The following is a 20,013-nucleotide window of genomic DNA, read 5'->3' as shown; positions in this document are numbered from 1 at the left end:
GCATTGATGGATTGGTCAGCCGCGTCATGGCGCGACTTTGTGTTTTGGCAACGCAAAAGGCCGGGAAGACCCGGTTTTATGAACACATCAGCAAACTTTAGTTACAAATGGTAGCAGGCTAAGCATCCAGATGAATCGTTTCAGGCGGAAAAAAGATCAGAAACCGTCGGAAAAAGCGGATCAGCTTCACGATTCTTTGACAGGGGGCTCACGGGGCTTTGACCCCGGCAAATCGATACTGCGCGGCATTGAATCCCCTCATCGGTGATCCCGCGCATGTCGAGCATTCGTTTCATCCCGGCCCTTTGCCTGTCGTTGCTGGCGCTGCTGGCCGGGCCCCAGGTACAAGCCGCAGAGGCCCCCTCCAGCCGCCCGGACCAATGGGCGCAGCCAGTGGAAAAGCAGTACAACCTGTACCAGATGTCCCCGACCCTGTATCGCAGCGCCCTGCCGGACAAAGGCGCGGTGCCGCTGCTGCAGCAGCTCAAGGTGGCAACGGTGATCAACTTCCTGCCGGAATCCGACGCCAGCTGGCTGTCGGCACCGGGCATCAACCAGGTGCAGTTGCCTTATCGCACCAACCATGTGGACGACGCCGATGTGCTCAAGGCCCTGCGCGCGATCCAGAGCGCCGAAGCCCAAGGCCCGGTGCTGATGCACTGCAAGCATGGTTCGGACCGCACCGGCCTGATGTCGGCCATGTACCGGGTGGTGATCCAGGGTTGGAGCAAAGAAGAAGCGCTGAATGAAATGACCCAGGGTGGGTACGGCGACAGTTCCCACTTCAAGGATGGCATTCGCTACATGATGCAGGCCGATGTCGACAAACTGCGCACCGCCCTGGCCAATGGCGATTGCAGCACCAGCGTATTCGCCACCTGTTCGGTGAAGAGCTGGTTCGAGACGGTGAGCGCGACCAAGCCGCTGAGCAACTGAGCGCCACACCCTGTGTAGGAGCGAGCCTGCTTGCGAAAACCCAGGGATCGAAAGAAGGGGGGCGAATCGCTTCGCCGGCAAGCCGGCTCCTGGAGGGGAGCCGGCTTTTTACTGCGGGGTCAGTCAGTCTTTTTCTTCAACTTGGGGTTGGGGAAAAACTGCACCGATTGCACCTTGATGTCCGCCACCTTGGGCGTCGCGCTGTTGACCCGGGTCCCGAGTTCCTTGGGCACCGACAGCCCCTGTTCGTTGAGGGTGTCGGAGTAGCCACAGGCCACACACTCGCGATGAGGCACATCGTCCTCACTCCACATCATCAGCTTGTCCTGCTCACTGCACGCCGGGCATACCGCCCCGGCGATAAAGCGTTTCTTGGTCTTCACGGGTGCGTCACTCATGCTGCCGCGTCCTCGCTGAGGCCGCTGTGGCGCAAGAGTGCGTCAATCGACGGCGCGCGTCCGCGGAAATCGACGAACAGCACCATAGGTTCCTGGGAGCCGCCACGGGCCAGGATCGCCTCGCGGAACGCACGCCCGGTGGCCGAATTGAGCACACCCTCTTCCTCGAACCTGGAGAAGGCGTCGGCCGACAGCACTTCCGCCCACTTGTAGCTGTAGTACCCCGCGGCATAACCGCCGGCGAAGATATGCGCGAAGCTGTTGGGGAAGCGGTTGTAGGCCGGCGGGCGCATCACCGAGACTTCGTCGCGCACGGTTTCCAGCACTTGCAGCACGCTGCGGCCGTCGCCGTGGGTGGCGTGCAGTTCGAAGTCGAACAGGGAAAATTCCAGCTGGCGCACCATCATCAGCCCGGACTGGAAGTTCTTCGCCGCCAGCATCTTCTGCAGCAGGTCCTGGGGCAGCGGTTCGCCGCTTTCATAGTGGCCGGAGATCAGTGCCAGGCCTTCCGGCTCCCAGCACCAGTTTTCCATGAACTGGCTCGGCAGCTCGACGGCGTCCCAGGCCACGCCGTTGATCCCGGACACTCCGGCGTGCTCGACCCGGGTCAGCAGGTGGTGCAGGCCGTGGCCGAATTCGTGGAACAGGGTGGTGACTTCATCGTGGGTCAGCAAGGCCGGCTTGCCGCTGACCGCCGGGGTGAAGTTGCACACCAGGTTGGCTACCGGGCTTTGCAATACCCCGTCCAGCGTGCGACGGCGATCGCGGGCACCGTCCATCCAGGCACCGCCGCGCTTGTTGGCGCGGGCATAGAGGTCGAAGAAGAAGCGGCCGACGTGCTGGCCGTTTTCCTTGATCTCGAACAGGCGCACGTCCGGGTGCCAGGTATCGAAACCTTTCTGCTCGGCGATCTCGATGCCGTACAGGCGCTGGACAATGGCGAACAGCCCGCTCAGCACCTTGTCGATGGGGAAATAGGCGCGCAGGGCTTCCTGGGAAACGCTGTAGCGCTGCTCACGCAGCTTCTCGCCGTAGAAACCGCTGTCCCAGCTTTGCAGGTCGGGGCAACCCTGTTCGGCGGCGTAGGCCTTGAGCTGCTCCAGGTCCTGGGCGGCAAACGGCTTGCTGCGCTTGGCCAGGTCCCGCAGGAAGCTCAGCACCTGGTCGCTGGACTCGGCCATCTTGGTGGCCAGGCTCAACTCGGAGAAGCTGGCGAAACCCAGAAGCTTGGCCAACTCCTGACGCAGGTCGAGGATTTCTTCCATCACCGGACCGTTGTCGTTCTGACCGGCGTTAGGGCCCTGGTCCGACGCGCGGGTGCTGTAGGCGGCATAGACTTCTTCGCGCAGGGCACGGTCCTGGGCGTAGGTCATCACTGCGTAGTAGCTGGGGAATTCCAGGGTGATCAGCCAGCCTTCCAGGTCCTTGGCCTGGGCGGCGGCAGCCATTTGCGCCTTGGCCGAGTCGGTCAGGCCGGCCAGGGCGGCTTCGTCGGTGATGTGCTTGGTCCAGGCCTGGGTGGCATCCAGCAGCTGGTTGGAGAACCGGCTGCCCAGCTCGGAAAGCTTGCTCTGCACCTCGGCATAACGCTTTTGCTGCTCGGGCGGCAGGTCGATGCCCGACAGGCGGAAGTCCCGCAGGGAGTGTTCGAGGATAGTCTTCTGCGCCACGTCGAAACCGGCGGCTTCCGGGCTCTTGGCCAGGGCGTCGAAGGCCTGGAACAGCTCGCGGTTCTGGCCCATTTCCGTGGAATAGGCGCTCAGGGCCGGCAGGCAGGCCTCGTAAGCTTCACGCAGTTCGGCGCTGTTGCACACTGCGTTGAGGTGGCTGACCGGGCTCCAGGCAGCGCCCAGGCGATCATTGAGCTCGTCCATGGCCAGCACCAGGCCAGCCCAGGTCGGCTGGGTGGCTTGGGTCTTGAGGATGTCAGCGATGGCGGCGCGGTTGTCAGCCAGGATCTGTTCGATGGCCGGTTGCACATGCTCGGCGCGGATCGCCGAGAACGGCGGCAGGTCGTAGGGCTGCAGAAGAGGGTTGTTCACACTCACGGTGGGCACCTTGGCTGGAAGAAACATTGAGCCATCTTAATTACAATCGACGCCCACCGCAGCTATAGCCCCCATTAATAAATCTCAGAGAGGCATTCGCACTTGGCCATTCGCAGCTACCAGAACCACACCCCGAACCTGGGCGAGCGGGCCTTTGTCGACCACTCGGCCGTGGTCATCGGCGACGTGGAAATCGGCGCCGACAGCTCGGTCTGGCCGCTGACCGTGATCCGCGGCGACATGCACCACATCCGCATCGGCGCACGCACCAGCGTGCAGGACGCCAGCGTGCTGCACATCACCCACGCCGGCCCGTTCAACCCCGACGGCTTCCCGCTGCTGATCGGCGACGACGTGACCATCGCCCACAAGGTCATGCTCCACGGTTGCAGCATCGGCAGCCGGGTGCTGATCGGCATGGGCAGCATTGTCATGGACGGCGCGGTGGTGGAGGACGATGTGATAGTCGGCGCCGGCAGCCTGGTGCCGCCGGGCAAGCGCCTGGAAAGCGGCTTTCTCTATGTGGGCAGCCCGGTGAAACAGACGCGCCCGCTGACCGACAAGGAGCGCGCCTTCTTCACCTACAGCGCCGCCAACTACGTGAAGCTCAAGGACCTGCACCTGGCCGAAGGCTACGACCGGCCCTGACCCCCCTCGCACAGCCCAGGAATCCCCATGCATTACCAAACCGTACTGTTCGACCTCGACGGCACCCTCACCGACCCTCGCGAGGGCATCACCCGTTCGATCCAGTTCGCCCTGGGCAAACTGGGCATCGACGAGCCGGACCTGAGCAAACTGGAGCACTTCATCGGCCCGCCGCTGTTGCAGGCCTTCATGCAGTTCTACGGCTTCGACGAGGCCCGGGCCTGGGAAGCGGTGAACTTCTATCGCGAACGCTTCAAGGTCACCGGCCTGTATGAAAACCGCGTCTTCGATGGCGTCACGCCGCTGCTGGAAACCCTCGGCGGGCAAGGGCGGCAACTGTACATCGCGACCTCCAAGCCCTGGGTCTTCGCCCGGGAGATCGCCCGTCACTTCGACTTCGCCAAGCACTTCAAGGTGATCTACGGCAGCGAACTGGACGGCACCCGCACCGACAAGGTGGAGCTGATCGCCCATCTGCTGGAGCAGGAGCAACTCGACCCTGCCAGCACATTGATGATCGGCGACCGCAAGCACGACCTGATCGGCGCCAGGCGCAACGGGCTGGATGCGGCGGCGGTGGGTTATGGCTTTGGCAGCCATGAGGAATTGACTGCCGAAGCCCCGGCCTATCACTTCCAGACCCTGGGCGAGCTGCACCAGGCGTTTTTGCCGCGTTAGGGCAGAGGCTTCGCCGGCAAGCCGGCTGCTACAGGCCCGAAGCAGGAGCCGGCGCCAGGGCGACGGTGTCCTGCAACCGGATCAGGGCCGCCTTGCGCTCCTCGGCCGGCAAACGCCCCAGCGTCTCCACGGCGGCGAAGAATGCCGGCCAGTCCCCCTTCACCTGCCTGAACAAGGCGGCAAACGCCGGCACCCATTGGTCATACAGGCCGAAGGGCAGCAGCCGGGCGTTGTTCAGCGGGGTGTTGATCCAGGCGTCATAGCGTTTGGAACCGGCCCACTGACTGTCGCGCAACTGCCGATACTCGCTGCGCATGCGCTCGAACTCTGCGGCCTTGCGCTGGCGCATCTGCTCGGCGGGCAAAGGCAGGGCATACAGCTGCTCCAGGCGCTTGCGGGTATCGAGCACCAGCTGGGTGAACTGGTCACGCTGGCGCAACTCGCCGTCGCTCAATGGCGCCAGCCCGCGATAGGCGCGCCACTGGCGGGTGCCTTCCTGCTCGACGAAGGTGGCGTAGGACTCGTTGAACTCGGTGTCGTCCTTCACATAGAAGCGCTGGTGCGCCAGCTCGTGGAAGATCAGGGTCGCCAGGCGCTCGTCGCCCCAGTGCATCATCGAACTGATGATCGGGTCGTCGAACCAGCCCAGGGTGGAATACGCCTCGACCCCGCCGATCGCCACGTCCATGCCCTTCAACTGCTGCAACGCCGCCTCGCCCCGGGCCGCGCCCTGGCTGTAATAGCCGCGGTAAGCCACGCACCCGGCAATGGGAAAGCAGTGGGTTTGCGGGTTCAGGGAAAACTCCGGGGTGGCGAACACGTTCCACACCACATAGGGCCGCCCGATGTCGACGTACAGCCGATAGCTGCGGTTGTCCGGCAGGTGCAGGTGCTCGCTGGCAAAGCGGCGTGCCTGCTGCGACTGGGCCAGATGGGCACGCAGGCTCGCATCGCGGCTCGGGTCGGCGACGACTTGCGCCACCGGCACACGGGCTCGCAGCAGCTGCAATTGGCCACTGGCCAGTTGGCTGTAATAACCGACGCTGCTGCAACCGTTGAGCAGCAAAAGCATCAGTGCCGGAAACAAAAGCCGTAAAAGAGGATCAAGTAACCCATGGCTTGAACACGGCCTAGTCAAATCGAATCATCCACAGAGAGTCTGTCCGCAAGACTATCTCGCCAGCCTGGAGTTTCGCCATGCGCGTGTTGCTGTTGACCACCGGCCTGCTGACCCTCGGCGGTTGCGCCGGCCTGCCCGACCCCGACCCGGCCCAGGCCTGGGTCGACCTGGCTCCGCCCCGGGACACCCACCTGCAGGCATTGGAGGTGGACGCCAAGAACATCGATGATCCGCGCTATTTCCAGGTCCAGCCCGGCAGCCATGAACTGACCCTGCGCTACCAGTTCGCCGTGCAACCCAGCAACATCGGGCCAGACGCCGAGCCGCTGTGGCGCGATTGCCAGCTGAACGTGAAATTCAAGGATTTCGGTGCCGGCCAGCGCTACCAGGTACAGGCCGGGAACATCGGTTTCCACCCCTGGGCCAGGCTCTACGACGAGCAGCACACCCTGCTCGACAAAGCCCGGCCGGCAGGCTGCCAGCGCAGTTGAACGGCGCTATGCTGAGGGCCTCTCGCTCACTCGGCCCCAGTCATGCGTCCATTTCTACTGTTTCTCGCCCTTGGCACCCTCAGCGCCTGCACTACGCCCCTGCCGGGCGTCGATCCGCAACAGGCCTGGATCGACCTGGCCACCCCGACGCCCGGGGGCAAGCTGGTCATGGCCGAACGCCTGGACAACCAGCGCCTGGACGACGGGCGCTTCTTCCAGGTCAGCCCCGGCAGCCACGAATTGATGGTGCGCTTCGATTTCGAAGTGTTCGCCGGCGGCATGGGCATGAACAACGATCCCCAGGAGCGCCTGTGCTACCTGAGCCTGCGCTACGACCATTTCCAGGCCGGCCAGCGCTATCGCCTGGAGGCGCGCAACCTGGGGTTCACCCCCAGCGCCCGGCTGTACAACGCCCAGCGCGAAATAGTCGCCGAGGAGCGCATGATCAACTGCGTGCCCTGAGTCGGGTCAGCGATCGTTCTTCTGATAGATGATCTTCCTGGTGCCGTTTTCACAGCTGCCGACCACCATGTTGTTGTCGTGGACTTCATCGTTGGTGACGATTTCCAGGGTGTAGGAAGGTACGCCCTGGGCCTGGATCTTGGCTTCGATCTCGGCCTTGAGTTCCTCGCAGGGCTTGGGCGCGGCCAGGGCCGATGTGGCCAGCGCACAACTAACAACCGCCAAGGCAAAACGTTTCATGATCTAAAGCTCCCTTGCTGCGGTGCACACGGGGGTGCGCTGAAGCCGCAGTCGCGTATTCGACCACAGGTGCTTGTCCGCCGCACAGGCGCATTCGCCGGCAAGCCCGCTCCTACGGACCGGTGCAGGAGCCGGCTTGCCGGCCAAGCAGTTGCCTCAACTCAGCAGCGTCGCATCCAGGCTGATCTTGGCGTTGAGCACCTTGGACACCGGGCACCCTTCCTTGGCCTTCTTGCTCAGCTCATCGAACTGCTGCTGGCTGGCACCGGGGATCTTCGCCTTGAGGATCAGGTGCACCGCGGTAATGGCAAAGCCGCCATCGACCTGGTCCAGGGTCACTTCTGCCTGGGTGTCGATGCTGTCCGCCTTGAGCCCGGCCTCACCAAGGATCATGGAAAAGGCCATGGAGAAACAGCCCGCGTGGGCCGCGCCAATCAGTTCCTCCGGGTTGGTGCCCTTGCCACCTTCGAAACGCGCCTTGAAACCGTAGGGCGCCTCACACAACACGCCGGTTTCGGTCGAGATCGAGCCAATGCCGGTTTTCAGGTCACCTTCCCAATGCGCCGAGGCTTTCTTTTTGATGCTCATCGCTTTCTCCTCAAGAACCGGTGCGAAAGTTCGCACCCTGATGTTTTTTGTTGCCTAAGGGTTCTGAGGATAGATCCGATGGCAAAGTTCAGCCGTTATCGCCGATGCCCGTTTACCCGACAAATTCACTCAGGCTATTGAAACTCGGGTATATGCCCACATTGCATAGATCTGACTTACAGACTTCGGCAGGTTTTGGCTCATGACAAAAGCCTGCGCACCCCAAGGAGAAGCAGGCTTATGAAACCGCTGTCCGCTGTTAAATACTCGACCCTCGACCTGGTGCCCGTGCGTGAAAACGGCAGCCCGGGGCAGTCCCTGCGCAACTCCCTGGACCTGGCGCAGCATGTGGAGAAGCTCGGTTACACGCGCTTCTGGGTCGCCGAGCACCACAACATGGACGGTATCGCCAGTTCCGCTACCTCGGTGCTGATCGGCTACCTGGCGGGCGGTACTTCGACCATTCGTGTCGGTTCCGGCGGGGTCATGCTGCCCAACCACGCGCCCCTGGTGATCGCCGAACAGTTCGGCACCCTGGAAAGCCTGTACCCGGGGCGCATCGACCTGGGACTGGGCCGCGCCCCGGGTTCCGACCAGATGACCGCCCGCGCCCTGCGCCGGGAACGTTCCGGCAGCGCCGACGATTTCCCTGAGGACGTGGCCGAACTGATGGCCTACCTGGGCCCACGTACCCCCGAACAACGGGTGATCGCCATGCCGGGCACCGGCACCAACGTGCCGGTATGGCTGCTGGGCTCCAGCCTGTTCAGTGCACAACTGGCCGGGGAACGGGGCTTGCCTTACGCCTTCGCCTCGCATTTCGCACCGCGCTACATGCACGAGGCGATTCGCGTCTACCGCAACCACTTCAAGCCTTCGGCGGTGCTCGACAAGCCTTATGTGATGCTTGGCGTGCCGCTGGTGGCAGCCGACACCGACGAACAGGCCGATTACCTGGCGACTTCGGTGTACCAGCGCATCCTGGCGCTGATGCGTGGCCAGAGCCTGGTCCAGCGCAAACCGGTGCAAAGCATGGACGGCCTGTGGCTGCCCCATGAGAAGGAAGCGGTTGCCAGCTTCCTCGGCCTGGCGATGGTCGGCAGCCCGGCGAAAATCCGCGCCAAGCTGCAGGTGCTGATCGAGCAGACCGGAGCCGATGAGCTGATCTTCACCTGCGATCTGTACGAACACGCCGATCGGCTGCACTCCTACGAGCTGCTGTCACAGGTGATGAAAGGCTGAAACGACAGGCATGAAAAAGCCGACGTTCTGCGTCGGCTTTTTTTTGACCATCCACAAGGCTCAACCGCGCTTGTAGACAATTTCCTTGGTACCGGCTTCGCAGGAGCCGACTACCTTGCCATCCGCCGCCGCGCCCTTGTCCACCACTTCCAGCGAGTAGTGCTTGGCGCCGTTGGCGTCGATCTTGGCGGCAATCTCGCTCTTGAGTTCTTCGCACGGCTTGCCAGCGGCAAGGGCTGTTCCCGCAAGACTCAACAAAGCAGCAGCTAATACTAGTTTTTTCATCGGTCACATTCCCTGGTCGGATCAAAAGAGGCGGCATTGACGCCTGCCTGACAGAGGCTCAAGACACTTGTAGCGCTTTGCCATTTCCTATGGCACTCGGCCAGCGCACAAGTTCCAGAGCCTAGCTCAAGCCTTCAACTATTGGCAATTCGGAAGCCCACCTTGAGCGTGACCTGAAAATGCGCCGCTTTGCCGTCCTTGATATGGCCCCTGGTTTCAGTCACTTCGAACCATTCCAGGTGCTTGATGCTCTTGTGCGCTTCCGCCAGCGCGTTGTTGATCGCATCTTCGATGCTGTTCGGCGACGAACCCACCAGTTCGACTTTCTTGTAAGTGTGATGATCAGTCATGGCGCTCTCCTTTTTAGCTGTGAATTACAGCCTAGCAGTGATTTTTCTTATTACTTGTGGCGCCTGCGCCCAAGGCTAAGTTCAGATTTTCTGCACTTTCCCAACACGCCGCAGTCGGAACCTACACAGCCCATTCACCACCCTGCAGGAGAGCCGACATGGCCAACACCTCGTTACGCAAAGCCTCACTGGAAAGTATGGAAGCCGAGATCTCCAGCCTGCTCAAATCGCTGGAAAGCCTGAAGGACGATGCGTCCGACGAGTCGCGCAAGACCCTCAAGGCGCTCAAGAGCAATGCCGAAAGCGCGCTGAAGCATTCGCGCAGCCTGCTCAGCGATGCCTATGAAGAAGTCAAAGTGAAAACCCGTGAAACCGGGATCGCGACCCGCGACTATGCCCAGGAACACCCCTGGACCACCGCCGGGGTCGCCGTGGGTGCCATCGGCCTGCTGGCCGCCTATCTGCTGTGCAAGCGCGGCGACTAAAGCTGCTGGCGCAGTTCGTTTTCCAGCCACTGCGCCAATTGCCGGGCGCGCCCATCCGCGGCGCGCTTGGGTAACCACAGCGCCAGTTGCCCCGGGGTGTCGGAAAAACCCCAGGGCGCAACCAGCCTGCCCGCCAGCAAGTCCTCGGCCACCAGCGGCTGCGGGGCAATTGCCACCCCCAGGCCCGCCACGGCCGCCTCCAGCAAATAATACAGATGCTCGAAACCCTGCCCGTACTTCAACGTTTCGGGATTCAGGTCGTTGCGCCGCGCCCAACTGGGCCAGGCCTGGGGGCGGGAAGTGGTGTGCAGCAGGGCCTCGCTGGCCAGGACGCCAGCCGGCGCCTGCCGCAGGCGTGGATAACCGGCATAGCGCGGGCTGAGCACCGGGCCGATGCGTTCGCTGGCCAGTTCATAGACCTGCATGTCCGCCGGCCAGGGCGGCTCGGCAAAGACCAGCAAGGCATCCAGGCCCGGGCGCCGGGGGTCGAGGTCGCCTTCACCGGCCGAAAGGTGCAAGCGCAGGTCCGGCAGGTCGGCGTTCAGGCGCCCCAGGCGCGGGATCAGCCAGCGCGCCAGCAGGCTTCCGGAACAGCCCAGGACAAAGGGCGCATCGGCGCTGCCCTGGGTCAGCTCGGCGCAGACATCCCGCAGGCGCTCGAAGGCCTCGCTGCTGGCATCGCGCAGGCGAATGCCGGCATCTGTGAGTTTAAGGCCACGGCCTTCCTTGACGAAAAGGCTCAGCCCCAGGTGTTCTTCAAGCACCTTCAACTGCCGGCTGACCGCGCCGTGGGTGACGTGCAGCTGTTCGGCCGCCTGGCTGACGCTATTGAGCCGGGCAGTGGCTTCGAAGGCCCGCAGGGCATTCAGGGGAGGCAGGTCGCGGCTCATTTTATCTGTGAGTTTTCCTGACAGGTTGCGGCGATCTTATCGGTTTTCAGCATCGGATGTCAGGGGTAGAGTGGGCTCCATTGTGTTTCTACGAAGCGGTCTTTCCACCAGGCCTTCTTTCTCCAAACTTCCCCCGGGAGCGCTGCAATGACCCAGTCCCAATTACGCAATGGCCCTGACGACAACGGCCTGTTCGGCGCATTCGGCGGCCGTTACGTGGCCGAAACCCTGATGCCGCTGATCCTCGACCTGGCCCGCGAATACGAAAAGGCCAAGGAGGATCCCGAATTCCTCAAGGAGCTGGCCTACTTCCAGCGCGATTACGTGGGCCGCCCCAGCCCGCTGTACTTCGCCGAACGCCTGACCGAGCACTGCGGCGGCGCCAAGATCTACCTCAAGCGTGAAGAGCTGAACCACACCGGCGCGCACAAGATCAACAACTGCATCGGCCAGATCCTGCTGGCGCGGCGCATGGGCAAGAAACGCATCATCGCCGAGACCGGCGCCGGCATGCATGGCGTGGCCACCGCCACCGTGGCCGCGCGTTTTGGCCTGGATTGCGTGATCTACATGGGCACCACCGACATCGAGCGCCAACAGGCCAACGTATTTCGCATGAAGCTGCTGGGCGCCGAAGTGATCCCGGTGGTGGCCGGCACCGGCACCCTGAAGGACGCGATGAACGAAGCCCTGCGTGACTGGGTGACCAACGTCGACAGCACCTTCTACCTGATCGGCACCGTCGCCGGCCCGCACCCGTACCCGGCCATGGTCCGCGACTTCCAGGCGGTCATCGGCAAGGAGACCCGCGAGCAGATGCAAGCCCAGGAAGGCCGCCTGCCGGACAGCCTGGTGGCGTGCATCGGTGGCGGTTCCAACGCCATGGGCCTGTTCCACCCGTTCCTTGACGACAAGAGCGTCGAGATCATCGGCGTCGAAGCCGCCGGCTACGGCATCGAGACCGGCAAGCACGCCGCCAGCCTCAACGGCGGCGTACCCGGCGTACTGCACGGCAACCGCACCTTCCTGCTGCAGGACGACGATGGCCAGATCATCGACGCCCACTCGATTTCCGCCGGCCTCGACTACCCCGGCATCGGCCCGGAACACGCCTGGTTGCACGATATCGGCCGCGTCGAATACACCTCGGTGACCGACGACGAAGCCCTGGCCGCGTTCCACCAGTGCTGCCGCCTGGAAGGCATCATCCCGGCCCTGGAAAGCGCCCATGCCCTGGCCGAAGTCTTCAAGCGCGCACCGAACCTGCCCAAGGATCACCTGATGGTGGTCAACCTCTCGGGCCGTGGCGACAAAGACATGCAAACCGTGATGCACCACATGCAACAGTCCCAGCAGGAGAAACACTGATGAGCCGCCTGCAAACCTGTTTTGCCGAGCTGAAGGAAGCAAACCGCGCCGCCCTGGTGACCTTCGTCACCGCCGGCGACCCGAACTACGACACCTCCCTGGCGATCCTCAAGGGCCTGCCCGCAGCGGGCGCCGACGTGATCGAACTGGGCATGCCCTTCACCGACCCGATGGCCGACGGCCCGGCGATCCAGCTGGCCAACATCCGTGCCCTGGGGGCCAAGCAAAACCTGGCGAAAACCCTGCAGATGGTTCGCGAGTTCCGCGAAGGCAACAGCGACACCCCGCTGGTGCTCATGGGCTACTTCAACCCGATCCACCACTACGGCGTGCCGCGCTTCATCGCCGACGCCAAGGCGGCCGGTGTCGATGGCCTGATCGTGGTGGACATGCCGCCGGAACATAACAGCGAACTGTGCGACCCGGCCCAGGCCGCCGGCATCGACTTCATCCGCCTGACCACACCGACCACCGACGACGCCCGCCTGCCCAAGGTGCTCAACGGCAGCTCCGGTTTCGTCTACTACGTTTCCGTGGCCGGGGTCACCGGTGCCGGTGCCGCCACCCTGGAACACGTGGAAGAAGCCGTGGCCCGCCTGCGTCGCCACACCGACCTGCCCATCAGCATCGGTTTCGGCATCCGTACTCCGGAGCAGGCAGCCGCCATCGCTCGCCTGGCCGACGGCGTGGTAGTGGGCTCGGCGCTGATCGACCACATCGCCAGCGCCGAGTCTGCCGAGCAGGCGGTGGATGGGGTGCTGAGCCTGTGTGCGGCGCTGTCCGAGGGCGTACGTAAGGCCCGCGTCAGCTGAGGGTAAAGTTCCTGATACAGAGGAATTAGCGCCTCGAGACACAGACTAAACAGCAAGACCCGGGGGTTCGCGACCAAGGTGGCGAATCCCTTTTTGCTGTGTGTGTTGCGAGGAATACCTGATGAAAATGCCCAAACGTCTGATTGCCGGTGCCGCGGTGCTGATGCTCAGCGCCAGCCCGTTGCTGCAGGTCATGGCCGACGAGCGCGGCGGCTATGATCGTGGCGGGCCACAACAGGACCATTGGGACAACCGTGGCAACGAGCACCGTGGCCCGGGGGATGATCGGCGCGGCGGCCCGCCACGGGATTTCGGCCCGGTGCGCCAGACCATCCGCGACAACCACGGCTACTTCGTCCGGGGCGCGCCGCCGCCTCCCGGCATCCACCTGGTACGCGGCCAGCCACTGCCGCGCGGCTACTACGGCGAACGCCTGGAGCCCCGGGCCCTGTCGCGTCTGCCGGTGTACCCGGGGTACGAATGGCGACGCATGGGGGGCGACATCGTGCTGATCGCCGTGGGCACCGGCATCGTCTACGAGATCCTCGACGGCGTGCTCTATTGACCTCACCCGACCGGCCGGCCCCTGCAGGAGCCGGCTTGCCGGCGGTCCGTCGCCCTCAGAACCCCCTCAGGTCCAGTGGCCGCATAGCCCCCATCCAGATCGCATGGTCGGTGTGGTCCAGCAGGTCATCACCGGTATCCGGATGCAGGAACACCACCAGCCCCTGGCGATTGAGGGCCAGCCACGGCACCACCTGGGCAAACACCTCGGGGCCGAACGCCAACTGGCAGCTCCAGTCCGGATGCGGCCCCACCGGCCGCTCGTGGACCCGGCCCATTTTCAGTTCGAACAGCTGCGCCGCCCGCTCGCACAAGGCCCGGGCCTGGTCGATGGTGCTGGCGTCAAAGTAGACATGGGCGTGGTAGCCCTTGATCCGTTGCATGCAAACCCTCGCAATCAAGACGAACCCTCAAGGCTCGCCACAGGTCACAACCGGTACCTGTGGAAAATAAGGAAGCCAGGCCATGAAAAATGCCGAAACTCCGGTGGTCAAACTGGTGCTCTATGGTGCCATGAGCAGCCTGGGCAGTGCGTTGATGGCAGAGAGCCTGAGGCGCCAGCATGAGGTGATCGCCATTCTCGACGACCTCACCGCGCTGGCCCCGCGCCCAGGCCTGCGCGCCAAGGGCGGCGACCTGTTCGACCCGGACCGGGTCAAGCAGAGCGTAGCCGGTAGCTCGGCGGTGATCTGCCTGCTGGATGCCCCCGACCTGCCCGGCAGCACCACGCCCGGCCAGGCCCCCGACCCGGTGAACCAGGTACGGGCGGTGGATGCCCTGATCGAAGGCATGCAGGGGGCCGGCATCCGTAGGTTGATGCTGGTGGGGGAGTTCAGCGTTCTCGACAACCCGCCCTCCAGCACCAGCCTGCCTCACCATGCCGCGCAGGAAATCCTCGATGCACTGCGCAGCAGCGCGCTGGACTGGACCCTGATCAACGCGCCGCGGGGCGTGGCCGGGCTGGGTATCGAGCATTTCAACCAGGTTGGCGACAGCCTCGAGCCGGGGCTTGCCGAGCCGCTGCGACGGCTCAACGGCGTGGCAATCGGCATCAGCGACGAGCTGCGCCTGAATCTGCACCTGCGCGAGCATGTGAGTTTCATCGCCACCCAACCCCAGGCCGCCACCTAGCGGGCAATGGACGGCAGCGCCAGCCCCTTGAGGCTCTGGGCGCTGCCGGCCTGCTCGCTCATCAGCCAGTCGACGAAACGCTGGATCAGCGGGCCGCGGCGCTTGCGCTGGGGCAGCACCACGTAATAGCCGTAGGCGGACAGCGCGCTCTCGGCGATGGGCCGGCACAGCAGGCCCTGCTCCAGCAGGTCATCCACCAGGTGACGCCAGCCGATGGCCACGCCCTGGCCGCCGATGGCCGCCTGGATCAGCAGGGTGTAATTGTCGAAGCGCAATTGCCCTGGGGCCGGCGCACCCGCAAGGCCCAGCTCGCGAAATACCCCGCTCCAGTCGAACCAGTGGTTGCTGCCTTCACCCCGCAGGTGCAGCAGCGGCAGTTCCAGCAGGGAAGGGGCGGGCAGCGGTGCAGCACGGTCCTTGAGCAGCAGCGGGCTGCACACCGGAAACACTTCTTCGCTGAACAGCCAGTGGCTTTCCCCCTGCCTGAAGCGCCCGTCGCCGAACAGCACCGCCACGTCGATATCGCTGCGCAGCATGCTGTGGCTGCGCTCGCTGGTGACCAGGCTCACATCCACCTGGGGGTTGGCCTCATGAAAGCGATGCAGGCGGGGCATCAGCCAATAGGCGGCGAAAGCGAAATCCGTGGCCACCTGCAACACCTCATGCTGATGCTGCTGGCTGAGGGCGCTGAGGCCGGCATCGATGCTCTGCAGGCCGGCCTGGACCTGATCCAGCAACAAGGCTGCAGACTCGGTCAGCTCTATGCCCCGGTAGATGCGGTCGAACAGGCGCACCCCCAGCTGCTCCTCCAGGCGCTTGATCTGCTGACTGATAGCCGGCTGGGTGGTGCCCAGTTCCACCGCCGCGGCGGTGAAGCTGCGCAGGCGCGCGGCTGCTTCGAACACCCGGAGCAGGTCCAGGGACAGGTCGCCAAGGGCTTCATACATAAGCTGTGCTTATCCTAGTCATTGCTGTACATGGGCTTTACCACCAAAGGCATGGGATCCATGCTCGATTGCAGCACTTTCGCATAACCATCGACTATGGAATGCCGCGAATCCATGAAGCGCAAGAACATTCTTTTCATCATGGCCGATCAGATGGCCGCACCCTTGCTGCCGTTCTACGGACCCTCGCCGATCAAGCTGCCTCACCTCAGCCGGCTGGCCGCCCAGGGCGTGGTCTTCGACGCCGCCTACTGCAACAGCCCCTTGTGCGCACCCTCGCGCTTCACTTTGGTCAGCGGCCAGTTGCCCAGCCGGATCGGCGCCTACGACAACGCCGCGGACTTCCCCGCCGACGTGCCTACCTACGCCCACTACCTGCGGCGCCTGGGCTACCGCACTGCGCTCTCGGGCAAGATGCACTTCTGCGGCCCGGACCAGTTGCACGGTTATGAAGAGCGCCTGACCAGCGATATCTACCCCGCCGACTATGGCTGGGCGGTGAACTGGGACCAGCCCGATGTGCGCCCCAGCTGGTACCACAACATGTCCTCGGTACTGCAGGCCGGCCCCTGTGTACGCACCAACCAGCTGGATTTCGACGAGGAGGTGGTGTTCAAGGCCCAGCAATACCTGTTCGACCATGTGCGCGAGGCCGGCGACCAGCCGTTCTGCCTCACCGTCTCCATGACCCACCCCCACGATCCGTACACCATTCCCAGGGCCTTCTGGGACCTGTACCGCGACGACCAGATTCCACTGCCGCAGACCCCGCCCCAAAGCGAGCTGGATCCGCATTCCCAGCGCCTGCTCAAGGTCTACGACCTGTGGGACAAGCCCTTGCCTGTGGATAAGATCCGCGACGCGCGCCGCGCCTACTTCGGCGCCTGCAGCTACATCGACAGCAACGTCGGCAAGCTGCTGCAGACCCTGGAAGACACCGGGCTGGCGGACGACACGCTGATCGTGTTTTCCGGCGACCACGGCGACATGCTCGGCGAGCGCGGCCTCTGGTACAAAATGCACTGGTTTGAAATGGCCGCCCGGGTACCGCTGCTGATCTGTGCACCGGGGCAGTTCACTGCCGGCCGGGTCAGCGCCGCTGTCTCCACCGCCGACCTGCTGCCGACCCTGGTGGAGCTGGCCGGCGGCCGGGTCGAGCCCGACCTGCCGCTGGATGGCCGCTCCCTGGTCCCGCACTTGCAAGGGCAGGGCGGGCACGACGAGGTGTTCGGCGAATACATGGCCGAAGGCACCATCGGCCCGCTGATGATGATTCGCCGCGGTGCCTACAAGTTCATCTACAGCGAAGACGACCCCTGCCTACTCTTCGACCTGCACCACGACCCGCAAGAGCGCTTCGACCTTGGCCAGTCGCCCGAGCATCGGCCGCTGTTCGCCGCGTTCCTGGCAGAGGCCCGGGCCAAGTGGGACATTCCGCGCATTCACCAACAGGTCCTGGCCAGCCAGCGCCGCCGCCGGCTGGTGGCCGAGGCGCTGAGCCGGGGCAAACTCAAGAGCTGGGACCACCAGCCGCTGGTAGACGCCAGCCAGCAGTACATGCGCAACCACATCGACCTCGATGACCTGGAGCGCAAGGCCCGTTATCCACAACCCTGCCAAAACCAATAAAACGTAAGGGGAAAAGCATGCAAAGGTTATCCACAGCACTGACGCTCGGGCTTCTGGCCCTGGGCAGCGCATCCGCTTGGGCCGACTCGTGCGAGACCGTGAAGATGGCCGACCCGGGGTGGAGCGATATCGCCGCCACCAATGCCATCACCGGCTTCCTGCTGGACGGCATGGGCTACAAGGCGAAGATCGACACCCTGGCCGTGCCCATCACCTTCGGTGGTCTGAAGGATGGCCGGGTGGATGTATTCCTGGGTAACTGGATGCCGGCGCAGCAAGGCTTCCATGACAAGTTCGTGGCCAATGGCGACGTCACCCAGCTGGCCAAGAACCTGGAAGGGACCGAGTTCACGCTGGCGGTGCCGGACTATGTGTGGGAGGCCGGAGTGCATGATTTTGCCGACCTGGACAAGTTCGCCGACAAGTTCGACAAAAAGCTCTACGGCATCGGCTCCGGCGCGCCGGCCAACCTGTCGCTGCAGGAAATCATCAAGAGCAACCAGTTCAACCTGGGCCAGTGGAAGCTGATCGAGTCCAGTGAACAGGCAATGCTCGCCGAAGTGTCCCGGGCCACGAAAAAGCAGCGCTTCATCACCTTCCTCGGCTGGACCCCACACCCGATGAACGTGCAGTTGAAGATGCGCTACCTGACCGGTGGCGAAAAGTACTTCGGCGCCAGCGGCAGCGTCTACACCCTGACCCGCAAGGGTTATGCACAGGCTTGCCCGAACGTCGGCAAACTGCTGGGCAACCTGCGGTTCACCCAGGAGATGGAGAACAGCATCATGGCCGCGGTGGTCAACAGCAAACTCAGCAACACCGAGGCCGCCAAGGCCTGGATCAAGGCCCACCCGGCAGTGCTGGAGCAATGGCTGGAGGGAGTGCGAACCATTGATGACAAAGAGGCCCTGGCAGCGGTGAAGAGCAGGTTGTAGCCCGAGGTGCGCCGGCCATTCGCCGGCAAGCCGGCTCCTGCACCCAAAGCCTGGCAATGCTTTACCCTGGCCCACCGAATCAACCCACCCGTGAGGAACCATGGCCTGGCCCGACCGCCAATCTCTCCTGCCTTTGCTGAGCTGGCTGCCGCGCCAGACCCGGGCCAGCGTCGGCCGTGACCTGCTGGTGGGCCTGAGCGGCGCGATCCTCGCTCTGCCGCAATCCATCGCCTATGCCCTGATCGCCGGCCTGCCCCCGGAGTACGGGCTGTACGCGGCCATAGTCCCGGTGCTGATCGCCTGCCTGTGGGGTTCATCGTGGCACCTGATCTGCGGCCCCACGGCGGCGATTTCCATCGTTCTCTATGCCAGCGTCAGCCCCCTGGCAGTGCCGGCCTCCGAGGACTACATCACCCTGATCCTGCTCCTGACGCTGTTGGCCGGGGTCTTCCAGTGGCTGCTGGGAATGCTGCGCTTCGGCGCCCTGGTGAACTTCGTCTCGCACTCGGTGGTGCTGGGCTTCACCCTCGGCGCGGCGGTGGTCATCGCCCTGGGCCAGTTGCCCAACCTGCTGGGGCTGGAACTGCCGAACCAGGCCACCGCCCTCAACAGCCTCAGCCAGTTGCTGCAGCACCTGGGCGAGGTGGACCGGCCTTCGCTGCTGCTGGGGCTGGGCACCCTGGCGCTGGGGGTCGCCTTCAAGCTGCTGGCGCCGCGCTGGCCCGGCCTGCTGCTGAGCCTGGTGTTCAGTGCCCTGGTGGTATGGCTGCTGCCAGGGGTGTTTGGCCATGTGCAACTGGTCAGCGCCTTCGCCGGCCGGCTGCCGCCGTTTAGCCCATTGCCCCTGGACCTGGAACTGATCCTGCGGTTGCTGCCCAGCGCAGTGGCGGTGGGCATGCTCGGGCTGGTCACCAGCCTGTCGATTGCCCGCTCGCTGTCAGCACGTTCGGAACAGTTGCTGGACGCCAACCAGGAAGTCCGCGCCCAGGGCCTGTCGAACATGGTCGGGGCGTTTTTCTCCGGCTACCTGTCCTCGGGCTCCTTCACCCGCTCCGGGTTGAGCTACGAGGCCGGCGCCTGCTCGCCCCTGGCCGGGGTGTTCTCGGCGCTGTGGGTGGCGCTGTTCGCCGTGGCCGGCGCCGGGCTGATCGCCCATATCCCGATCCCGGCCATGGCCGGCAGCATCCTGCTGATCTGCTGGGGGCTGGTGGACCATCGGGGCATTCGCGCGCTGTTCCGGGTCAGCCGCGCCGAGTTCGTGGTGATGAGCCTGACCTGCGTCGCCACCCTGCTCCTGGAGTTGCAGACCGCGATCTATGCCGGGGTCCTGGCGTCGCTGTTCTTCTACCTCAAGCGCACTTCGCAACCGCGGGTGCAGCAGTCCAGCGAAGGCGATGAAGACATCCTGCGGGTCGGCGGTTCGATTTTCTTCGGCGCCAGCCATTACCTGCAGGTGCGCATGCAGCGCTGCCACGCGCCCAGGCTGGTGATCGACGCACGGCAGATCAACTTTATCGACTACTCAGGGGTGGAAATGCTGCACCAAGAGGCGCGCCGGCTGAAACGCCAGGACCGTAGCCTGATCCTGCGCCGGGCACGGCAGGCGGTGAAAGAAGAGTTGATCAAGCTCGAAGGCCCGGAACGCTGCCCGATCCACTTCGAAGACTGAACCCCCATCCGTAGGAGCCGGCTTGCCGGCGAAGAGGCCCTTGGACCTGGCGCCAGTCTTGAGGCCGCCTTCGCTGGCAAGCCAGCTCCTACGAGGA

At 64.0% G+C, this 20,013-nt stretch carries 24 protein-coding genes; 14 read left to right on the top strand and 10 right to left on the bottom strand.

Annotated features, from left to right (window positions below; all coding sequences use genetic code 11):
* The first annotated feature begins 276 nt into the window (after positions 1–276).
* Positions 277–936: a phosphatase domain-containing protein gene (locus AC1RCO_RS16425; protein WP_019095605.1), complete on the top strand. Its 660-nt coding sequence runs from the start codon at positions 277–279 to the stop codon at positions 934–936.
* 119 nt (positions 937–1,055) lie between these two features.
* On the opposite strand, the gene AC1RCO_RS16420 is transcribed toward AC1RCO_RS16425, so the two are convergent.
* Positions 1,056–1,334, bottom strand: a complete 279-nt coding sequence (locus tag AC1RCO_RS16420; protein ID WP_011058440.1) for a YheV family putative zinc ribbon protein — start codon at positions 1,332–1,334, stop codon at positions 1,056–1,058.
* Complete coding sequence (gene prlC / locus AC1RCO_RS16415; protein WP_019095604.1) at positions 1,331–3,409, bottom strand: oligopeptidase A; 2,079 nt, start codon at positions 3,407–3,409, stop codon at positions 1,331–1,333. Before prlC ends, AC1RCO_RS16420 begins: the two co-directional genes overlap by 4 nt.
* A gap of 75 nt (positions 3,410–3,484) precedes the next feature.
* On the opposite strand from prlC, the gene AC1RCO_RS16410 reads away from it, so the two are divergent.
* Together AC1RCO_RS16410 and AC1RCO_RS16405 are read left to right on the top strand one after the other, a co-directional pair.
* On the top strand, positions 3,485–4,030 hold the full coding sequence (locus AC1RCO_RS16410; protein WP_492617872.1) for a gamma carbonic anhydrase family protein: 546 nt from the start codon (positions 3,485–3,487) through the stop codon (positions 4,028–4,030).
* Positions 4,031–4,057: 27 nt separating this feature from the next.
* Positions 4,058–4,708 carry an HAD family hydrolase gene (locus AC1RCO_RS16405; protein ID WP_011058437.1) on the top strand — a complete coding sequence of 217 codons (651 nt, stop codon included), beginning with the start codon at positions 4,058–4,060 and terminating at the stop codon, positions 4,706–4,708.
* Between the two features lie 28 nt (positions 4,709–4,736).
* Here the strand turns inward: AC1RCO_RS16405 and AC1RCO_RS16400 are convergent, their stop codons facing one another.
* Positions 4,737–5,846 carry an aminopeptidase gene (locus AC1RCO_RS16400; protein ID WP_210693334.1) on the bottom strand — a complete coding sequence of 370 codons (1,110 nt, stop codon included), beginning with the start codon at positions 5,844–5,846 and terminating at the stop codon, positions 4,737–4,739.
* A gap of 59 nt (positions 5,847–5,905) precedes the next feature.
* On the opposite strand from AC1RCO_RS16400, the gene AC1RCO_RS16395 reads away from it, so the two are divergent.
* Together AC1RCO_RS16395 and AC1RCO_RS16390 are read left to right on the top strand one after the other, a co-directional pair.
* Positions 5,906–6,319, top strand: coding sequence for a PA0061/PA0062 family lipoprotein (locus AC1RCO_RS16395; RefSeq protein WP_011058435.1), 414 nt, complete (start codon positions 5,906–5,908; stop codon positions 6,317–6,319).
* Positions 6,320–6,361: 42 nt separating this feature from the next.
* A complete protein-coding gene (locus AC1RCO_RS16390; RefSeq protein WP_011058434.1) occupies positions 6,362–6,781 on the top strand; it encodes a PA0061/PA0062 family lipoprotein in 420 nt (139 codons plus the stop codon).
* 6 nt (positions 6,782–6,787) lie between these two features.
* On the opposite strand, the gene AC1RCO_RS16385 is transcribed toward AC1RCO_RS16390, so the two are convergent.
* Both AC1RCO_RS16385 and AC1RCO_RS16380 read right to left on the bottom strand, forming a co-directional pair.
* Positions 6,788–7,021: a DUF1161 domain-containing protein gene (locus AC1RCO_RS16385; RefSeq protein WP_011058433.1), complete on the bottom strand. Its 234-nt coding sequence runs from the start codon at positions 7,019–7,021 to the stop codon at positions 6,788–6,790.
* A 156-nt stretch (positions 7,022–7,177) separates the two neighbouring features.
* Positions 7,178–7,609, bottom strand: a complete 432-nt coding sequence (locus tag AC1RCO_RS16380; RefSeq protein WP_492617871.1) for an OsmC family protein — start codon at positions 7,607–7,609, stop codon at positions 7,178–7,180.
* Between the two features lie 240 nt (positions 7,610–7,849).
* Here AC1RCO_RS16380 and AC1RCO_RS16375 point away from each other — a divergent pair, with 240 nt between their 5' ends.
* Positions 7,850–8,851: an LLM class flavin-dependent oxidoreductase gene (locus AC1RCO_RS16375; protein ID WP_011058431.1), complete on the top strand. Its 1,002-nt coding sequence runs from the start codon at positions 7,850–7,852 to the stop codon at positions 8,849–8,851.
* A gap of 60 nt (positions 8,852–8,911) precedes the next feature.
* Here AC1RCO_RS16375 and AC1RCO_RS16370 read toward each other — a convergent pair whose 3' ends face one another.
* Both AC1RCO_RS16370 and AC1RCO_RS16365 read right to left on the bottom strand, forming a co-directional pair.
* Complete coding sequence (locus AC1RCO_RS16370; protein ID WP_041114958.1) at positions 8,912–9,136, bottom strand: DUF1161 domain-containing protein; 225 nt, start codon at positions 9,134–9,136, stop codon at positions 8,912–8,914.
* A gap of 134 nt (positions 9,137–9,270) precedes the next feature.
* Complete coding sequence (locus AC1RCO_RS16365) at positions 9,271–9,486, bottom strand: dodecin (RefSeq protein WP_011058429.1); 216 nt, start codon at positions 9,484–9,486, stop codon at positions 9,271–9,273.
* Positions 9,487–9,644: 158 nt separating this feature from the next.
* On the opposite strand from AC1RCO_RS16365, the gene AC1RCO_RS16360 reads away from it, so the two are divergent.
* Complete coding sequence (locus tag AC1RCO_RS16360) at positions 9,645–9,971, top strand: ElaB/YgaM/YqjD family protein (protein WP_011058428.1); 327 nt, start codon at positions 9,645–9,647, stop codon at positions 9,969–9,971.
* Here AC1RCO_RS16360 and AC1RCO_RS16355 read toward each other — a convergent pair.
* The gene (locus AC1RCO_RS16355; protein WP_011058427.1) at positions 9,968–10,861 is read right to left on the bottom strand and encodes a LysR family transcriptional regulator; all 894 of its coding nucleotides are present in this window, start codon (positions 10,859–10,861) and stop codon (positions 9,968–9,970) included. The genes AC1RCO_RS16360 and AC1RCO_RS16355 overlap by 4 nt on opposite strands.
* Positions 10,862–11,008: 147 nt before the next feature.
* Between AC1RCO_RS16355 and trpB the strand changes: the two genes are divergently transcribed.
* From trpB to AC1RCO_RS16340, 3 genes are all read left to right on the top strand, one after another.
* Positions 11,009–12,229 (top strand): tryptophan synthase subunit beta, encoded by a 1,221-nt coding sequence (gene trpB / locus AC1RCO_RS16350; protein ID WP_011058426.1) that lies wholly within the window; start codon positions 11,009–11,011, stop codon positions 12,227–12,229.
* Entirely contained in the window at positions 12,229–13,041 is an 813-nt protein-coding gene (gene trpA, locus AC1RCO_RS16345; protein ID WP_492617870.1) for a tryptophan synthase subunit alpha, read from the top strand. The genes trpB and trpA overlap by 1 nt, the downstream gene beginning before the upstream one ends.
* 121 nt (positions 13,042–13,162) lie before the next feature.
* Positions 13,163–13,606 (top strand): anti-virulence regulator CigR family protein, encoded by a 444-nt coding sequence (locus AC1RCO_RS16340; protein ID WP_401022581.1) that lies wholly within the window; start codon positions 13,163–13,165, stop codon positions 13,604–13,606.
* Positions 13,607–13,661: 55 nt separating this feature from the next.
* Here the strand turns inward: AC1RCO_RS16340 and AC1RCO_RS16335 are convergent, their stop codons facing one another.
* Complete coding sequence (locus AC1RCO_RS16335) at positions 13,662–13,988, bottom strand: DOPA 4,5-dioxygenase family protein (RefSeq protein WP_011058423.1); 327 nt, start codon at positions 13,986–13,988, stop codon at positions 13,662–13,664.
* 82 nt (positions 13,989–14,070) lie between these two features.
* Here AC1RCO_RS16335 and AC1RCO_RS16330 point away from each other — a divergent pair, with 82 nt between their 5' ends.
* Positions 14,071–14,736: an NAD(P)-dependent oxidoreductase gene (locus AC1RCO_RS16330; protein WP_041774015.1), complete on the top strand. Its 666-nt coding sequence runs from the start codon at positions 14,071–14,073 to the stop codon at positions 14,734–14,736.
* Here AC1RCO_RS16330 and AC1RCO_RS16325 read toward each other — a convergent pair.
* Complete coding sequence (locus AC1RCO_RS16325; RefSeq protein WP_183001281.1) at positions 14,733–15,683, bottom strand: choline sulfate utilization transcriptional regulator; 951 nt, start codon at positions 15,681–15,683, stop codon at positions 14,733–14,735. The genes AC1RCO_RS16330 and AC1RCO_RS16325 overlap by 4 nt on opposite strands.
* Before the next feature lie 114 nt (positions 15,684–15,797).
* Here AC1RCO_RS16325 and betC point away from each other — a divergent pair, with 114 nt between their 5' ends.
* The 3 genes from betC (at position 15,798) to AC1RCO_RS16310 (ending at position 19,916) form a co-directional block, all read left to right on the top strand.
* Positions 15,798–17,312, top strand: a complete 1,515-nt coding sequence (gene betC, locus AC1RCO_RS16320; protein ID WP_072443349.1) for a choline-sulfatase — start codon at positions 15,798–15,800, stop codon at positions 17,310–17,312.
* A 17-nt stretch (positions 17,313–17,329) separates the two neighbouring features.
* Positions 17,330–18,247: a choline ABC transporter substrate-binding protein gene (gene choX / locus AC1RCO_RS16315; protein ID WP_011058419.1), complete on the top strand. Its 918-nt coding sequence runs from the start codon at positions 17,330–17,332 to the stop codon at positions 18,245–18,247.
* Positions 18,248–18,347: 100 nt separating this feature from the next.
* The gene (locus tag AC1RCO_RS16310; RefSeq protein WP_262214125.1) at positions 18,348–19,916 is read left to right on the top strand and encodes a SulP family inorganic anion transporter; all 1,569 of its coding nucleotides are present in this window, start codon (positions 18,348–18,350) and stop codon (positions 19,914–19,916) included.
* Positions 19,917–20,013 lie beyond the last annotated feature (97 nt).

It is taken from the genome of Pseudomonas sp. GW823-FHT03E05, from assembly GCF_058796855.1.
The sequence above is the reverse complement of the archived record's forward strand: the minus strand, read 5'-3'. Positions and strand labels throughout refer to the sequence as shown.

What these genes read in the sequence shown, in the direction of transcription:
- AC1RCO_RS16330 (WP_041774015.1), top strand. Translation starts at nt 14,071, where the DNA reads ATGAAAAATGCCGAAACTCCGGTGGTCAAACTGGTGCTCTATGGTGCC.
- AC1RCO_RS16310 (WP_262214125.1), top strand. Translation starts at nt 18,348, where the DNA reads ATGGCCTGGCCCGACCGCCAATCTCTCCTGCCTTTGCTGAGCTGGCTG.
- AC1RCO_RS16385 (WP_011058433.1), bottom strand. Translation starts at nt 7,021, where the DNA reads ATGAAACGTTTTGCCTTGGCGGTTGTTAGTTGTGCGCTGGCCACATCG.
- AC1RCO_RS16360 (WP_011058428.1), top strand. Translation starts at nt 9,645, where the DNA reads ATGGCCAACACCTCGTTACGCAAAGCCTCACTGGAAAGTATGGAAGCC.
- AC1RCO_RS16420 (WP_011058440.1), bottom strand. Translation starts at nt 1,334, where the DNA reads ATGAGTGACGCACCCGTGAAGACCAAGAAACGCTTTATCGCCGGGGCG.
- prlC (WP_019095604.1), bottom strand. Translation starts at nt 3,409, where the DNA reads ATGTTTCTTCCAGCCAAGGTGCCCACCGTGAGTGTGAACAACCCTCTT.
- AC1RCO_RS16340 (WP_401022581.1), top strand. Translation starts at nt 13,163, where the DNA reads ATGAAAATGCCCAAACGTCTGATTGCCGGTGCCGCGGTGCTGATGCTC.
- AC1RCO_RS16370 (WP_041114958.1), bottom strand. Translation starts at nt 9,136, where the DNA reads ATGAAAAAACTAGTATTAGCTGCTGCTTTGTTGAGTCTTGCGGGAACA.
- AC1RCO_RS16395 (WP_011058435.1), top strand. Translation starts at nt 5,906, where the DNA reads ATGCGCGTGTTGCTGTTGACCACCGGCCTGCTGACCCTCGGCGGTTGC.
- choX (WP_011058419.1), top strand. Translation starts at nt 17,330, where the DNA reads ATGCAAAGGTTATCCACAGCACTGACGCTCGGGCTTCTGGCCCTGGGC.
- trpB (WP_011058426.1), top strand. Translation starts at nt 11,009, where the DNA reads ATGACCCAGTCCCAATTACGCAATGGCCCTGACGACAACGGCCTGTTC.
- AC1RCO_RS16335 (WP_011058423.1), bottom strand. Translation starts at nt 13,988, where the DNA reads ATGCAACGGATCAAGGGCTACCACGCCCATGTCTACTTTGACGCCAGC.
- betC (WP_072443349.1), top strand. Translation starts at nt 15,798, where the DNA reads ATGAAGCGCAAGAACATTCTTTTCATCATGGCCGATCAGATGGCCGCA.
- AC1RCO_RS16405 (WP_011058437.1), top strand. Translation starts at nt 4,058, where the DNA reads ATGCATTACCAAACCGTACTGTTCGACCTCGACGGCACCCTCACCGAC.
- AC1RCO_RS16365 (WP_011058429.1), bottom strand. Translation starts at nt 9,486, where the DNA reads ATGACTGATCATCACACTTACAAGAAAGTCGAACTGGTGGGTTCGTCG.
- AC1RCO_RS16355 (WP_011058427.1), bottom strand. Translation starts at nt 10,861, where the DNA reads ATGAGCCGCGACCTGCCTCCCCTGAATGCCCTGCGGGCCTTCGAAGCC.
- AC1RCO_RS16425 (WP_019095605.1), top strand. Translation starts at nt 277, where the DNA reads ATGTCGAGCATTCGTTTCATCCCGGCCCTTTGCCTGTCGTTGCTGGCG.
- AC1RCO_RS16375 (WP_011058431.1), top strand. Translation starts at nt 7,850, where the DNA reads ATGAAACCGCTGTCCGCTGTTAAATACTCGACCCTCGACCTGGTGCCC.
- trpA (WP_492617870.1), top strand. Translation starts at nt 12,229, where the DNA reads ATGAGCCGCCTGCAAACCTGTTTTGCCGAGCTGAAGGAAGCAAACCGC.
- AC1RCO_RS16325 (WP_183001281.1), bottom strand. Translation starts at nt 15,683, where the DNA reads ATGTATGAAGCCCTTGGCGACCTGTCCCTGGACCTGCTCCGGGTGTTC.
- AC1RCO_RS16380 (WP_492617871.1), bottom strand. Translation starts at nt 7,609, where the DNA reads ATGAGCATCAAAAAGAAAGCCTCGGCGCATTGGGAAGGTGACCTGAAA.
- AC1RCO_RS16390 (WP_011058434.1), top strand. Translation starts at nt 6,362, where the DNA reads ATGCGTCCATTTCTACTGTTTCTCGCCCTTGGCACCCTCAGCGCCTGC.